Raw genomic sequence first — 13275 nt, 5'->3', positions numbered from 1 at the left:
AGGTGCGAGTCGCCCGCCAGGGCGCGAGCCTCGAGACCACCGACCCCCAGGACCACTCCCCACCCGCCGAGCACGAGAGCATGACTGAGATGAGCACCACGACGATCCCGACGAGCATGCCCGGCGTGCGTCTGCCCGGGGACTCCACCGTCGAGCACGTGACCCTGCCCGTCCCCGAGCCGGGGCCGGGCCAGGTCCTGCTCCGGATGCGGGCGTCCTCGATCTGCGGCAGCGACATCCGGGCGATCTACCGCGAGCACCTCGGGCACGGTGCCGAGGCCTACCAGGGTGTCGTCGGCGGCCACGAGCCGTGCGGCGACGTCGCCGTCCTCGGGCCGGGCGTCGTCGACCTCGCCGTCGGCGACCGCGTCGTCGTCTACCACATCGCCGGCTGCCAGCGCTGCGACGAGTGCCGCCGCGGCTACCCCATCGGGTGCACCTCCGCGCAGCGCGCCGCCCACGGCTGGCAGCGCGACGGCGGCCACGCCGACTACATGCTCGCCGACGCCGTCTCGTGCCTGCCGCTGCCGGACTCGCTCACCCACGTCGACGGCGCGCTCGTCTCGTGCGGCTTCGGCACCGCCTACGAGGGCCTGCTGCGCGGCCGGGTGAGCGGCCGCGACCGGTTGCTCGTCACCGGGCTCGGCCCGGTCGGCCTCGCCGCGGCGATGCTCGGTCGCCACCTCGGCGCGACGACCGTCATCGGCTCCGACCCCTCGCCCGAGCGGGCCGCCCTCGCCCTCGAGCTCGGTCTCGTCGACGCGGCGATCACCGATGCGAGCACCCTCGACGACGTCGTCGCCGAGCACACCGGCGGCCACGGCGTCGAGGTGAGCATCGACTGCTCCGGCCACCCCGACGCCCGGCACGCCGCCCTGCGCAGCACGGCGGTGCGCGGACGCTGCGTCTTCGTCGGCGAGGGCGGCACGGTCGACTTCGCCGTCTCCGACCTCATGATCCACAAGCAGCTCGAGGTCCACGGCTCGTGGGTGACCTCGCTGCACCACATGGCCGAGCTGCTCAGCCTGCTCGACCGATGGGGCGAGCACCCCGAGCGGGTGGTCACCGACCGACTGCCGCTCGCGCACGCCGACCGGGCCTACGAGCTCGCCGCGGCCGGCGCCGCCGGCAAGGTCGTCATCACGTGGGACGAGCGATGAGCGCCGCGGCGGCCGCGGTGCCGGAGACGATGCGCGCGGCGGTGCTGCGTGGCGTCGGTGACATCGTCGTCGAGGAGCGCCCCGTGCCCGCCCCCGGGCTCGGCGAGGTCCTCGTCGAGATCGCCGCAGTCGGGGTGTGCGGCTCCGACACCCACTACCTCCTGCACGGGCGCATCGGCCCGCACGTCGTGCGCGAGCCCCTCGTCCTCGGCCACGAGGCGAGCGGTCGCGTCGTCGTGGTGGGCGAAGGGGTGGACCCGGCCCGCGTCGGCGAGCGAGTCTCCCTCGAGCCGGGCGTGCCCTGCGGCACCTGCCCGACCTGCCGGTCGGGCCGCTACAACCTCTGCCCGCAGATGGTCTTCCACGCCACACCGCCCGTCGACGGCTCGATGCAGCAGCACGTCGCGATCCACGCCTCGATGGCCCACCCGGTGCCTGACGAGGTGAGCGACGTCGCCGCGGCGATGCTCGAGCCGTTGTCGGTCGGCATCTGGGCCTGCCGCCGGGCCGAGGTCGCCCTCGGCGACCGCGTGCTCGTCACCGGCGCGGGGCCGGTCGGGCTGCTCGCCGCCCAGGTCGCCCGTGCGTCCGGTGCCGACGTCGTCGTCAGCGACGTCGCCCCCCAGCGCCGGGCTGTCGCAGCGGCCCTCGGTCTGAAGGTCCACGACCCCGCCGAGGAGACCGCGGGCGCGGGTCCTGGCCCGGTCGAGGTGCTCCTCGAGTGCTCCGGTCACCCCTCGGCCGTCGCCTCCGGGCTCGAGGCGCTCGCGCCCGCCGGCCGCGCCGTGCTCGTCGGCATGGGTGGCGACGAGGTGAGCATCCCGCTCGCGATCCTGCAGGACCGCGAGGTGAGCATTACCGGCACCTTCCGCTACGCCGGGACGTGGCCTACCGCGATCGCGCTCGCGGCATCCGGCGCCGTCGTCCTCGACGCGCTGCCGGTGCGCACCTTCGCCCTCGACGACGCCGCGGCCGCGCTCACCGCGGGTCGCGACGACCCCGGTCTCGTCAAGGCGCTCGTCGTGCCGGGACTGGCCCGCACGTCGCCAGACACCCCGTCGCTCGACACCCCGTCGCCCGGTACCTCGTCGACCAGGCCCGGGCCGACCCCTTCGCCCGACACCTCGACCTCCAGGCCGGGCACCCCGTCGCCCGGCTCCCGCCCCACCCCCGACACGGAGGACCGCTCGTGATCCGTCTCGTCGCCGGGGTCGACTCCTCGACCCAGTCCACGAAGGTCGTCGTCTGCGACGCCGCCACCGGTGAGGTCGTGCGGCAGGGCCGTGCCGCCCACCCCGACGGCACCGAGGTCGACCCCATGCGCTGGTGGGACGCGTGGTGCGAGGCGACCCGCGGCGGGCTGCTCGACGGCGTCGAGGCCATCGCCGTCGGCGGCCAGCAGCACGGCATGGTCGCGACCGACGAGTCCGGCGAGGTCGTGCGCGACGCCCTGCTGTGGAACGACACCCGCTCCGCGCCCCAGGCCCGCGCCCTCGTCGAGGAGCTCGGTGGCCCGCAGGCCTGGGTGGACAGCGCCGGGTCGGTGCCGACGGTGAGCTTCACCGTGACGAAGCTGCGGTGGATGGCCGAGCACGAGCCCGAGCACGCCGCGCGCACCGCTCGAGTCGAGCTGCCGCACGACTGGCTCACCGGCCGGATGCTCGACGGCGGCGAGCCGGTGGCCCCCGCGGTCACCGACCGCGGCGAGGCCTCCGGCACCGGCTACTACTCGCCCGCGAGCGGCGAGTACCTGCCCGACCTCCTGCGTCGTTCGCTCGGCCACGTGCCCGAGCTGCCGCGCGTGCTCGGCCCGGGCGAGGCCGCGGGCCGCACCCCCGACGGCCTCCTCGTCGGCGCGGGCACCGGCGACAACATGGCCGCCGGCCTCGGTCTCGGCCTCGAGCCCGGTGACGTCGTCGTCTCGCTCGGCACGAGCGGCACGGTCTTCGCCCGGCACGACCGCGCCGTCGCCGACCCCAGCGGAGACATCGCCGGCTTCGCCGACGCCGAAGGCGGCTTCCTGCCTCTCGTGTGCACCCTCAACGCCGCCCGCGTCCTCGTCGCGACGGCACAGCTGCTCGGCGTCGACCTCGCCGAGCTGGCCGAGCTGGCCGGCCGGGCCGAGCCGGGGTCGGGCGGGCTGACGCTCCTGCCCTTCCTCGACGGCGAGCGCACCCCGAACCTCCCGACCGCCACCGGCACGCTCGGTGGTCTGACCCGGGCGGCGATGACCCGCGAGGGCATGGCCCGGGCCGCGCACGAGGGGATGCTGTGCAACCTCGCCGAGGGGGTCGACCGCATCCGTGAGGCGGGCATCGAGGCGCGACGCGTGCTGCTCATCGGCGGTGCCTCGGCCTCACCGCTCGTCCCGCAGATCACCGCCGACCTCATCGGCCTGCCCGTCGTCGTCCCGGTGGCGGGGGAGTACGTCGCCCTCGGGGCTGCGCGTCAGGCCGCGTGGGTCCTCGACGGGGGAGAGGCGCCGCCGACGTGGTCGGTGCGTCACGACGTGACCCGCGAGCCGATCGGCGCTGCCGCGCAGGCGCACGCCGAGGTCCGCGAGCGCTACACCGAGCTGCTCCGCACGCGGCACCCCGAGCTCGGCGAGGTCGCGGCGGGGGCCCAGGCCCTCTAGCCGGCTCAGCGGCTGCTCAACCCAGCGGTTCAGCGGCTGCTCGACTCGGCGGCTCTGACATGTCGGCGGCTCAGACGGCCGCGGCTCAGACGTACCGGCGGGCGATCGACCGGGCCTGCTCGACGTAGCCCCCGCCGAAGAGGACGGCGTGGAGCATCACCGGGTGCAGCTGGTGCAGCGGGACGCGCTCCTGCCACCCGTCGGCGAGGGGTGCCGCCTCGTCGTACGCCGCGACGATGCGCGCGACGTGCGGCCCGCGGAAGAGCATGAGCATCGCGAGGTCGCCCTCGCGGTGGCCGCCGTGGGCGGCGGGGTCGACGAGCACCCCGCCGGAGCGGGTCCACATGACGTTGCCCGCCCACAGGTCGCCGTGCAGGCGCGCGGGCGCGTCGTCGGTGTCGTGCTCGCCGGTCGCCAGCCGCGCGGCGACCGCCTCGAAGAGGGCGCGGTCGCCGTCGGTGTCGAAGGTGCCCTGGTTGCGACCGAGCCGGTACGTGTGGAGCACCCGCTGCTCGCCGTAGAACTCGCCCCACGTCGCGGTCTCCTGCAGCGGCAGGGGCAGCGGTCGGATCGACGGTCCGAGGAACCCGTGGGTCGTCCATCGGGCGGGCGGAGAGCCGAAGGCCGGCGCCCCGGCCGCGTGCGTCGCGGCGAGCGCAGCGCCGAAGGCGTCGGCCTGGAAGTTCGTCGGCGGCACCGGCGAGAGCCGCTCGAGGTCGAGGTGGCCGGTCTGCACGTCGTGCACGCGCACCACCCGCGCGCCGCCGCCCTCCTCGGCCTCCTCGAGCCAGAGCAGGCCGCTGGCCTCCCAGGCCGTGTAGCCGGCGGGCGCCTCGCCGGCGTCCTTGCGGAAGATCTCTGGGTCCTCGGTGCTCACCGGACCAGCCTACGAAGGGGGAGCGCGCCCCCGGTCAGCTGTCGTGCCGGTGGTAGAGCGAGGTCATCTTGCCGTCGGGGTCGATCCGGCCGAGGATCGCGTCGGTGATCTCGCCGAGCTGGGTCATCTGCTCCTCGGTGAGGGCGTCGACGACGTACTCGCGCACGGCGCGGACGTGACCGGGCGCGGCGGCCTCGACCGCGCGCACGCCGTCGTCGGTGAGCGAGGCGTTCGTCGCCCGGCCGTCGCTGGGGCAGCGGCTGCGCTCGACGAGCCCGCGGTCCTCGAGACGCTTCACGACGTGGCTGAGGCGGGGCAGGGTCGAGTTCGTCTGCGCGGCCAGCGCGGTCATCCGCAACGTGCGGTCGGTCGCCTCCGAGAGCATCGCGAGGACCTGGTACTCGAAGCTCGTCATCGCGCTCTCGCGGCGCATCTGCGCGTCGAGCGCGGCGGGGAGCAGCTCCATGACCGCCACCGTGCGGACCCACGTGGCCAGCTGCGGGGTGCTGAGCCAGGGAGTCGTCATGCGTGCAGTCTACGCAAAAGTTGTCTTGTCAACAAATGACGCGGGCGACGGGGCGGTCGCTCGTGGTCACCCTGCCGGCAGACGCGCGCCCCGCCCTCGACCCGGGCGGGGCGCACGTCGTGCCCGGTCAGCGCGTCGGCGTGTGGAGGTGGCGGACGCGGCGGCGCTCAGGCGGGTCAGGCGGTCGGCGTGGTGCCGACCTCCTCGATCGGGTCCACGGCCGGCCGCGTGACGGCCGGGCCGTCGCTGCCGCCGGCGCCCGACCCGGTCGTGGTCTTGCCGTCGCCCGCGATCGCCGTGGCGACCGCGTCGGTGACGTCGGCGTGGAAGACGCTGGGGATGATGTAGCTGCGGTTGAGCTCCTCGTCGGTGACGACGCCGGCGATGGCGTCGGCCGCGCGGATGAGCATCTCGATCGTCACGTCCTCGGCGCCCGCGTCGAGCAGACCGCGGAAGACGCCCGGGAAGGCGAGGACGTTGTTGATCTGGTTCGGGTAGTCCGAGCGGCCCGAGGCGACGACCGCGGCGTACTGTGCGGCCTCGGCGGGGTCGATCTCCGGGTCGGGGTTGGCCAGCGCGAAGACGATCGGGTCGCTCGCCATGTGGTCGCGGATCCACTCGGCCTTGAGGATGCCAGGGGCGCTCACGCCGATGAAGACGTCGGCGCCCTCGAGGCCGGCGGTGAGGTCGCCGCGGACCCGACGCGGGTTGGTCCGCTGCGCGAGCTCGAGCTTGGCCGGCGGCAGCGAGTCGTCGTCGGCGGACAGGCAGCCCTCGCGGTCGTACATGACGACGTCCTTGGCGCCCGCGGCCATGAGCAGGGTGACGATGGCGCTGCCCGCGGCGCCGGCGCCGGAGACGACGAGACGAGCGGTGTCGAGCTCCTTGCCGAGGACGCGCAGGGCGTTGCGCAGTGCGGCGAGCACGACGATCGCGGTGCCGTGCTGGTCGTCGTGGAAGACGGGGATGTCGAGGCTCTCGCGCAGCCGACGCTCGATCTCGAAGCACTGCGGCGCGGCGATGTCCTCGAGGTTGATGCCGCCGAAGCCGGGGGCGATCATCTCGACGGCGCGCACGATCTCGTCGGGGTCCTGGCTGGCCAGGCAGATCGGCCAGGCGTCGATGTCGGCGAAGCGCTTGAAGAGCGCGGCCTTGCCCTCCATGACCGGCATCGCGGCCTCGGGCCCGATGTTGCCCAGGCCGAGCACGGCCGAGCCGTCGGTGACGACGGCGACCGTGTTGCCCTTGATGGTGAGGCGACGCGCGTCCTCGGGCTGCTTGGCGATCGCCATGCTCACCCGGCCGACACCGGGGGTGTAGGCCATCGAGAGGTCGTCACGGGTGCGAAGGGGGACCTTCGACTTGACCTCGATCTTGCCGCCGAGGTGGAGCAGGAAGGTGCGGTCGGAGACCTTGTGGACCTTGACCCCTTCGACCTCCTCGACGGCGGCGACGAGCTGGTCGGTGTGCGAGGCGTCGATGCCGGAGCACGTGACGTCGACGACCAGGCGGTCGTGCCGGGAGTCCGCGACGTCGATCGCGGTGACGATGCCGCCCTGCTGGGCGATGACGGTGGCGACCTGGCCGACGACGGCGTGGTCGGGCGCAGTGTGCAGGCGGACGGTGATCGAGTACGACGAGGGAGTAGCGGCGGCCATGTGAGTAGGGTCTCACCACCGGGGGCTCGGGGCGTAGTCGGTCTCATGTCTCACGCGGTCTCGCGGGCGTGTCGAGCCGCCGGCCGAGCCCCCACCTCGCTCACCGGTCGGGCCCCTCGCGCGCGTCGTGCCTCGTGCCACCTCGCTGGCACCGCGGCTGGGTGACGATGGGGCGGTGATCCCCCTCTCGGCCCAGCGTGTGCGGACGCGCCACTTCACGCCCGACGACGCCGACTTCGTCCTCGCCGTGCACCAGCACCCCGGGCTGCGCCGCTTCATCCCGCGCCAGGTCATCGAGGACGCCGACGCGGCCGAGGCCGTGCCCGCGCGGATCGAGCGCTTCCGCCGCTACGACGCGGATCCCGTGCTCGGCGTGGTCCTCGTCGAGACGATGCCCGCCGACGACGCACCGGCCGTGCCGGTGGCCCTCATCATGCTGCAGCCCATCCCGGCCTCGACGGGCGTCGCCCTGCAGGACGTCGAGATCGGCTGGCGCGCCCATCCCGAGCACACCGGTCACGGCTACGTCGCCGAGGCCGCCCGTGCCGTGCTCGACCACGTCCTCGCCTCCGGGCTCCCGCGCGTCGTCGCCGTCACCGACCCCGCGAACTCCGCCTCCCAGGCCGTCTGCGAGCGCATCGGCATGACCCGCGTCGGCCTCAGCCGCGACTACTACGACGAGGAGACGATGCTCTTCGTCGCCGACCGCCCGGGTGGCTGACCACCCGAGTCGATGACGCCGTCTCCACTCGTATGTCCTGACCGCTAGACGGCGTCATAAGGGCTCATCGACCGTCTCAGGTAGCCCGGCCTCCGCGGGTCAGCGTCGGACCGGGCTCATCGCGGCAACCCCTGGGTGAGGCGGGGGAGCGCTCGCTCCACCGGCCCGGGTAGCCCGTCCTCGTCGAAGACGACGACGTCGACCGTCGTGGCCTTGCCCTTGGGCCGGGTCCACGTGCCGAGCGCGCGCCCGGCCTGGACGACGGTGGGGCGGAAGACGCCGTTCTTGCCCGGGACGACGTGCACGCGCTCCTGCTCGTCGGTCATCACCGGCGAGCGGTCGCCGTAGCCGAGCACGACCTCGTCGAAGCCGGGCAGCAGCAGGGGTGCTGCGGTCGCCCGCTTGCGCGAGCCGTACGTCTCGAGCACCTCGGGGTCGACCCAGTGCCTCACCCCGTCGACCTCGATCGACGTCAGCGTGGTCGGCGGGTCGGCGACGACGGGGGAGAGGTCGCGGCGCAGGAACTTGCTCCACCACATGAAGTCGGCCTCGGCCACCGGGCCGTGCCCGAGCACGTACCGCGTGAACCACCGGGTCACGGCCTCCTCGCGCGTCAACCGCTCCGTCGCCGGCAGCCAGTCCTCGCAGAGCACGAAGAGCTGCTCGACCGCTCGCCCCTCCGCGCGACGGGTCGGGCCCAGGCAGATGACCTGGCTCAGGGCGAGGTGCGCGATCTGGTGGTACCCCCGGCCGCCGTCGACCGGCACCCCGGCCCCGGTCCATGCCTCGAGCAGCTCGGACCGGCTGAGCCCCTCGGCGGGGATCGCCTCGCGGGCCACCTGCTCGGAGCGCTCGATCACCTCGTCGGGCAGACCCAGCTCGAGACGACGACGCTGCGTCGAGCGCAGGGTCGGCTCGCCCATGACGTCGAGCATCCAGCCGAGGTCCTCGGCCGCCACGGCGAAGAGGGTGCCGCGCATCGGCCACGACCGCACGATCTCGCGCGCGTCGTAGGCGTCGTAGACCTCGGCGAGCGACCGCCCCGTCGTCCGCAGCGCGATCGACATGGTCGACCCGGGGAAGTCCTGCGCCTGCGTGCACGTCAGGTGCCGCACCACCTCCGTCGGCGACCCCATCGGGTCGACGAGCCGCTGCGAGAGCAGCCTCATCCGGGCGACGTCCTCGACCGTCCAGCGCGTCATGGCACGAACCTAGGCCTCTGCGGCCCCGCCGTCACGACCTCGGTCACGCGGACCCCTCCTGTCTCGTCGCACGTGCCGGTGGACGGCCCGTCGGGGCTCGCCGCTTCGCTTCGCACCTCAGGGGCCACGGCTGGTCGAGGCTCGTCGCCCCGCTTCGTCACGTCCTCGCACCTCGGGACCACGGCACGCCCCTACGTCCGTCGTCTCGCGAGCTCGACGACGACACGGCTGCCCTCACGCAGCACCCGATGCTCGAAGCCCCGGTCGAGCATGCGGTGGTGCCTGCCGCACAGGGGGATGCCGTTCTTCAGGTCGGTGCTCCCGCCGAGCTTCCACGGGTGCGCGTGATGGACCTCCGTCCAGGCGAAGGGGATGTCGCACCCTCGTGCCGCGCACGTGTCGTAGATCGTCGCGAGCGCCACGCGCTGCGTCGACGAGTAGAAGCGGGTCTGCCGGCCGAGGTCGATCGGGACGGAGTCTCCGTCGAGGACCGCGGGGACGATGCCGGCCTGGCACGCGACCCGGCGGACCTCGCCCGGGCTGAGCGTGTCGCCCGTGTCGGTGGACCCGACGCGCAGCGTCTCCCCGACGAGGTCGCTGAGGCGCGTGGTGACGACGACGGTGGCCGCGGTCTTCTCGTGGAGGTGGTCGGTCGGCAGGTGCCCGAGGAGGACGGAGAGGTCCTGCCCCTGGCGCTGCTGGCGGGCGACCTGCCGGTCGCGCGGGCTGAGCCCGGGGTCGCACCACGCCGGGAGCGGCACGCCGGCCCCTGACGTGCTGGCCCCTGACGCGCCGGCCCCTGAGGCATCCGCCCCTGACGCGCCCGCGCCAGCCGACGTCTCGTCACCCGCCCCGGTGCTGCCGTCAGGACCTGCGGCGCCGCGTCGTCGCGGCGAGGACATCGCGTCGAGGATCTTCTTCAGCGTCTGCCCGGCGAGGGTGGGCACGGTGAACTGACCGTGCATCGTCCCGTCGCCGTTGTCGCGGATCCAGAAGGAGGCGCGCTCCCACGCGAGGTCCTCGGCGCTGCGCACCTGCTGCTCCTCGTGGGCGTCGACGACCTCGACCGGCTGCCCGACCTGCTCGAGCACCCGTGCCGCGAGGCGGCGGAGGTCTCGTGGTCCGTGCCCGTGCCCGTGCCCGTGCGCGAGCTCGATGAGCTCGCGCACGCACCCGAGGACCGCCTCCGGCGCCAGCCCGTCGGGCAGCGCGGACAGGCTGGTCTGGATGACCTCGACCTGCTCGCGCGACAGGTCGCCGGCGAGCTGGGCACGCCCCGTGAGGCTCACCTCGGCTCCCTTCGCCCCGTCTCCAGCGGACCCGTCTGCCACCGAACCGACCCCCACCGCCCCGGACCCCTTCAACACGCTCCCGCCCGACGTCACGGCGGCCAGACCCGCGCCCTCGGCCCGCTGGGCCTGCCGGTAGCCCGCCCGCGGGTCGCTACTCGTCACCTGGGCCAGCCACTGCCCCGTCGACCGCGCCCCGGTCCGTCCGGCGACGTCGATCGACGCGGCGACGGCCGCGCCCTTGTCGGTGAGGGCCTGCATCCGGTTGAGCAGACGGGTCAGCTCACGCATGACCTCGCCCATCTCGCGGGCGGTGACCCCCGGCGCCCGCCCGAGCGCGTCGAGATCGGCCTCGAGCCGGTCCAGACCGGCGTGCACCTCACCGCAGGCCCCACCCGGACGCGGACCGTCCGGAGAGGGGCGAAGGGCTGGTGCGAGAGCCATGGGTAGAACATACGTTCGACCACCGACAACGCTGCCGCCCCGACGAGACCTGACCGACACCCCTTCGCTGCGACTCGCTACCGAGATATCGGGAGACGGCTAGACATCGGGATACCGTCCGATCTCATGGACCCGATCACCAACCCGTACGCGCCCGGCGCCGGCCAGCGACCGCCCGAGCTCGCGGGTCGCGAGGAGCAGCTGCAGACCTTCGACGTCGTCCTCGCGCGGGTCGCCGCCGGCCGTCCCGACCGCAGCCTCGTCCTCACCGGGCTGCGCGGCGTGGGCAAGACGGTGCTCCTCAACCAGCTGCGCAGCGCCGCCGTCCGCGCGCGGTGGGGGACCGGCAAGATCGAGGCCCGCCCGGACCAGCGGCTGCGCCGCCCCCTCGCCAGCGCCCTGCACCAGGCGGTCCGCGAGCTCGGCCACAGCCAGGCCGAGGAGGTCGAGCACGTCCTCGGCGTCATCAAGTCCTTCGGGCAGCGTGACTCCGCGCCGGGCACGAAGCTGCGCGAGATGTGGACCGGCGGCATCGACGCGCCCGCCATCAAGGGTCGCGCCGACTCCGGCGACATCGAGATCGACCTCGTCGAGCTGCTCACCGACGTCGGCGGGCTCGCGGCGGACCTCGGCCGCGGCGTCGCCGTCTTCATCGACGAGATGCAGGACCTCGGGCCCGACGACATCTCCGCGCTGTGCGCCGCCTGCCACGAGATCAGCCAGTCCGGTCTGCCCGTCATCGTCGTCGGCGCCGGGCTGCCGCACCTGCCGGCCGTGCTCTCGGCGAGCAAGTCCTACTCGGAGCGCCTGTTCCGCTACGTGCGCATCGACCGGCTGCCGCGCGAGGCCGCCGACCGGGCGCTCACCTCGCCCGCCGAGCTCGAGGGCGCAGCCTTCGAGCAGGAGGCCCTCGACCGTCTCTACGCGGCGACGGGCGGGTACCCCTACTTCATCCAGGCGTACGGGAAGTCCGTGTGGGACAAGGCCCCCCGCTCGCCGATCACCCCCGACGACGTCACCGTCGCGGCTCCCGACGCGGAGAGCGAGCTCGCCGTCGGCTTCTTCGGCTCGCGCTTCGAGCGCGCGACGCCGGGGGAGCGCGAGTACCTGCGCGCGATGGCCGACCTGGCCGCCGACACCGCGGCGAAGGGGGAGGAGCTCGACGACATCGAGTCCGTCGCCACCGCGGAGGTCGCCTCGCACCTCGGCAAGAAGCCGCAGTCGCTCTCGCCGGCTCGCGACGCACTGCTGAAGAAGGGCCTCATCTACTCGGGGGAGCGCGGCCGCATCGCCTTCACCGTGCCGCACTTCGGCCGGTACCTGCGCGAGCAGACCTGAGCGAAGGTGTCCGGGCATTACCGATTCTGATCTCCTGGCCCAGTCCCGCGACGAATCTGATTGTCGTGATCAAGGCGAGTGATTTTTCGACGAACTTGATCGCTGTGTTCGAGGATCCTGGTCCACTCGATGAGGCGCCGCGCGTGGCCCGTCGGGTTCTGTTGGGGCGGCCGTCGTCGCGTTGGCGACCGATATGTTCGATCGGCAGGGTTGACCATGTCGAGTGGTAGGGGTGGAAATGACTTGGTGGGCATACATCGCGTCCGCTGCGATAACAGCTCTAGCCGTAGCCGGTGTCGGGTTGTTCACCAACCGGAGCAATCGGCAGATCGCGGAGCTGTCGCGGGAGAACGCCGAGCGCGAACGGGAGTTCACGCAACTCGAAGCCGAGCAGGCGCGGCTGTACGGATCGCGCGAGCGGGTCTACGCGCTGGTCATGCAATGGATCGTCCAGTCGTCGCATCAGCTTGTGCCCTGGCGTATGGCTCTGCGCGAAGGGTCTCCTCGCAACAACATCGAGCTGCCCGGTACGTCTATCGGTATCCCGATCGAGACGCTGGCACAGATCTACACATTCGGGTCGAACGAGACGATCGATGCGGTCGCCCGGGCATCTCGGGACGTCGATGAGGCGATCCTGATGCTCAACCAGCTGAAATGGATAGTCCCGCCGCAGTTGCACGGGAGGGCGGTAGAGACACTCAAGACAGCCTCTATGAGCCTGGCCAGGGCGCGAGAGGTCGTCCGCTCCGACCTGGGCAGCTCACGAAGTGCGCGCGGGGTCGACCCCAGTTCATGAGGACACGGAGGGCGTCCGCGATCGGTTGACGGGCGAGGACCTCGAGCAGGTGGTGTGCTGGGACGACGCCCACCGACATGAAGGAGCGCGATGTTCGAGTCGAGCCACCCCGACCGTGCCCGCCAGATCACCGCGAGCTTCGACAGGCAGGGTCTGATGCACACCCTGGGGGCGAGGCTGGGCTCGGTGGAGTCCGGGGAGGTGCACATCCACCTGCCGATGAGCCCGGCAGTGACCCAGCAGCACGGGATGTTCCACGGAGGGGTCACCACCACCGTCGCGGACAGCGCTGGTGGCTACGCCGCACTGACCCTTCTCGATGATGGGAGCGAGGTCCTCACGGTGGAGCTGAAGGTCAACTTCTTGGCACCGGCCCGAGGGGAGGAGCTGGAGGCGGTGGGGAGCGTGATCAAGAGTGGTCGGACCCTGTCGGTGTGCCGCCTCGAGGTGTACGCCCGTGACGGGGATCGGTCCACGCTGGTGGCAGTGGGGCAGCAGACCGTGATCCGGGTGGATGCTTGAGCGCTCTCCTGCCGCCCTCGGTCGCATGGGTCGAGCGTCCGTTCCCCGACTGCAACCTGACGGTCCTGCGCGGTTCGAACCCGACCGTCGTCGACTCCGGGTTC

General features: G+C 73.0%; 12 protein-coding genes. 7 read left to right on the top strand and 5 right to left on the bottom strand.

Features of this window, described 5'->3' with window-relative positions:
• The first annotated feature begins 89 nt into the window (after positions 1 to 89).
• The 3 genes from ABIB53_RS13715 to xylB are packed head-to-tail and all read left to right on the top strand — an operon-like array spanning position 90 to position 3795.
• Positions 90 to 1160, top strand: coding sequence for a zinc-dependent alcohol dehydrogenase family protein (locus ABIB53_RS13715; protein WP_354588574.1), 1071 nt, complete (start codon positions 90 to 92; stop codon positions 1158 to 1160).
• Positions 1157 to 2353, top strand: a complete 1197-nt coding sequence (locus tag ABIB53_RS13710) for an NAD(P)-dependent alcohol dehydrogenase (RefSeq protein WP_354588573.1) — start codon at positions 1157 to 1159, stop codon at positions 2351 to 2353. Before ABIB53_RS13715 ends, ABIB53_RS13710 begins: the two co-directional genes overlap by 4 nt.
• The gene (xylB, locus tag ABIB53_RS13705) at positions 2353 to 3795 is read left to right on the top strand and encodes a xylulokinase (RefSeq protein WP_354588702.1); all 1443 of its coding nucleotides are present in this window, start codon (positions 2353 to 2355) and stop codon (positions 3793 to 3795) included. Before ABIB53_RS13710 ends, xylB begins: the two co-directional genes overlap by 1 nt.
• Positions 3796 to 3880: 85 nt before the next feature.
• Here the strand turns inward: xylB and ABIB53_RS13700 are convergent, their stop codons facing one another.
• The 3 genes from ABIB53_RS13700 to ABIB53_RS13690 form a co-directional block, all read right to left on the bottom strand.
• The gene (locus ABIB53_RS13700; protein WP_354588572.1) at positions 3881 to 4672 is read right to left on the bottom strand and encodes a fructosamine kinase family protein; all 792 of its coding nucleotides are present in this window, start codon (positions 4670 to 4672) and stop codon (positions 3881 to 3883) included.
• A 34-nt stretch (positions 4673 to 4706) separates the two neighbouring features.
• Entirely contained in the window at positions 4707 to 5198 is a 492-nt protein-coding gene (locus ABIB53_RS13695; protein ID WP_068271185.1) for a MarR family winged helix-turn-helix transcriptional regulator, read from the bottom strand.
• A 176-nt stretch (positions 5199 to 5374) separates the two neighbouring features.
• A complete protein-coding gene (locus ABIB53_RS13690; protein WP_068271188.1) occupies positions 5375 to 6856 on the bottom strand; it encodes an NAD-dependent malic enzyme in 1482 nt (493 codons plus the stop codon).
• 175 nt (positions 6857 to 7031) lie between these two features.
• On the opposite strand from ABIB53_RS13690, the gene ABIB53_RS13685 reads away from it, so the two are divergent.
• Positions 7032 to 7577, top strand: a complete 546-nt coding sequence (locus ABIB53_RS13685) for a GNAT family N-acetyltransferase (protein WP_163562449.1) — start codon at positions 7032 to 7034, stop codon at positions 7575 to 7577.
• 116 nt (positions 7578 to 7693) lie between these two features.
• On the opposite strand, the gene ABIB53_RS13680 is transcribed toward ABIB53_RS13685, so the two are convergent.
• Together ABIB53_RS13680 and ABIB53_RS13675 are read right to left on the bottom strand one after the other, a co-directional pair.
• The gene (locus tag ABIB53_RS13680) at positions 7694 to 8779 is read right to left on the bottom strand and encodes a winged helix DNA-binding domain-containing protein (protein WP_354588571.1); all 1086 of its coding nucleotides are present in this window, start codon (positions 8777 to 8779) and stop codon (positions 7694 to 7696) included.
• A gap of 191 nt (positions 8780 to 8970) precedes the next feature.
• The gene (locus ABIB53_RS13675) at positions 8971 to 10512 is read right to left on the bottom strand and encodes an HNH endonuclease signature motif containing protein (RefSeq protein WP_354588570.1); all 1542 of its coding nucleotides are present in this window, start codon (positions 10510 to 10512) and stop codon (positions 8971 to 8973) included.
• A 126-nt stretch (positions 10513 to 10638) separates the two neighbouring features.
• On the opposite strand from ABIB53_RS13675, the gene ABIB53_RS13670 reads away from it, so the two are divergent.
• The 3 genes from ABIB53_RS13670 to ABIB53_RS13660 all read left to right on the top strand — a co-directional run bounded on the left by ABIB53_RS13670 (position 10639) and on the right by ABIB53_RS13660 (position 13171).
• Positions 10639 to 11850 (top strand): ATP-binding protein, encoded by a 1212-nt coding sequence (locus ABIB53_RS13670; protein WP_123093145.1) that lies wholly within the window; start codon positions 10639 to 10641, stop codon positions 11848 to 11850.
• Between the two features lie 301 nt (positions 11851 to 12151).
• Positions 12152 to 12649, top strand: coding sequence for a hypothetical protein (locus ABIB53_RS13665; protein WP_354588569.1), 498 nt, complete (start codon positions 12152 to 12154; stop codon positions 12647 to 12649).
• A 90-nt stretch (positions 12650 to 12739) separates the two neighbouring features.
• Complete coding sequence (locus ABIB53_RS13660; protein ID WP_354588568.1) at positions 12740 to 13171, top strand: PaaI family thioesterase; 432 nt, start codon at positions 12740 to 12742, stop codon at positions 13169 to 13171.
• The last annotated feature ends 104 nt before the right edge of the window (positions 13172 to 13275 follow it).

The sequence above is a fragment of the Janibacter sp. UYMM211 genome (assembly GCF_040547045.1).
Lineage (GTDB): Bacteria > Actinomycetota > Actinomycetes > Actinomycetales > Dermatophilaceae > Marihabitans > Marihabitans melonis.
The sequence above is the reverse complement of the archived record's forward strand: the minus strand, read 5'-3'. Positions and strand labels throughout refer to the sequence as shown.

Bases quoted from the DNA above. Each gene is read 5' to 3' on its own strand.
- ABIB53_RS13715 (WP_354588574.1), top strand. From the start codon at position 90: ATGAGCACCACGACGATCCCGACGAGCATGCCCGGCGTGCGTCTGCCC.
- ABIB53_RS13710 (WP_354588573.1), top strand. From the start codon at position 1,157: ATGAGCGCCGCGGCGGCCGCGGTGCCGGAGACGATGCGCGCGGCGGTG.
- ABIB53_RS13695 (WP_068271185.1), bottom strand. From the start codon at position 5,198: ATGACGACTCCCTGGCTCAGCACCCCGCAGCTGGCCACGTGGGTCCGC.
- ABIB53_RS13690 (WP_068271188.1), bottom strand. From the start codon at position 6,856: ATGGCCGCCGCTACTCCCTCGTCGTACTCGATCACCGTCCGCCTGCAC.
- ABIB53_RS13680 (WP_354588571.1), bottom strand. From the start codon at position 8,779: ATGACGCGCTGGACGGTCGAGGACGTCGCCCGGATGAGGCTGCTCTCG.
- ABIB53_RS13675 (WP_354588570.1), bottom strand. From the start codon at position 10,512: ATGGCTCTCGCACCAGCCCTTCGCCCCTCTCCGGACGGTCCGCGTCCG.
- ABIB53_RS13670 (WP_123093145.1), top strand. From the start codon at position 10,639: ATGGACCCGATCACCAACCCGTACGCGCCCGGCGCCGGCCAGCGACCG.
- ABIB53_RS13660 (WP_354588568.1), top strand. From the start codon at position 12,740: ATGTTCGAGTCGAGCCACCCCGACCGTGCCCGCCAGATCACCGCGAGC.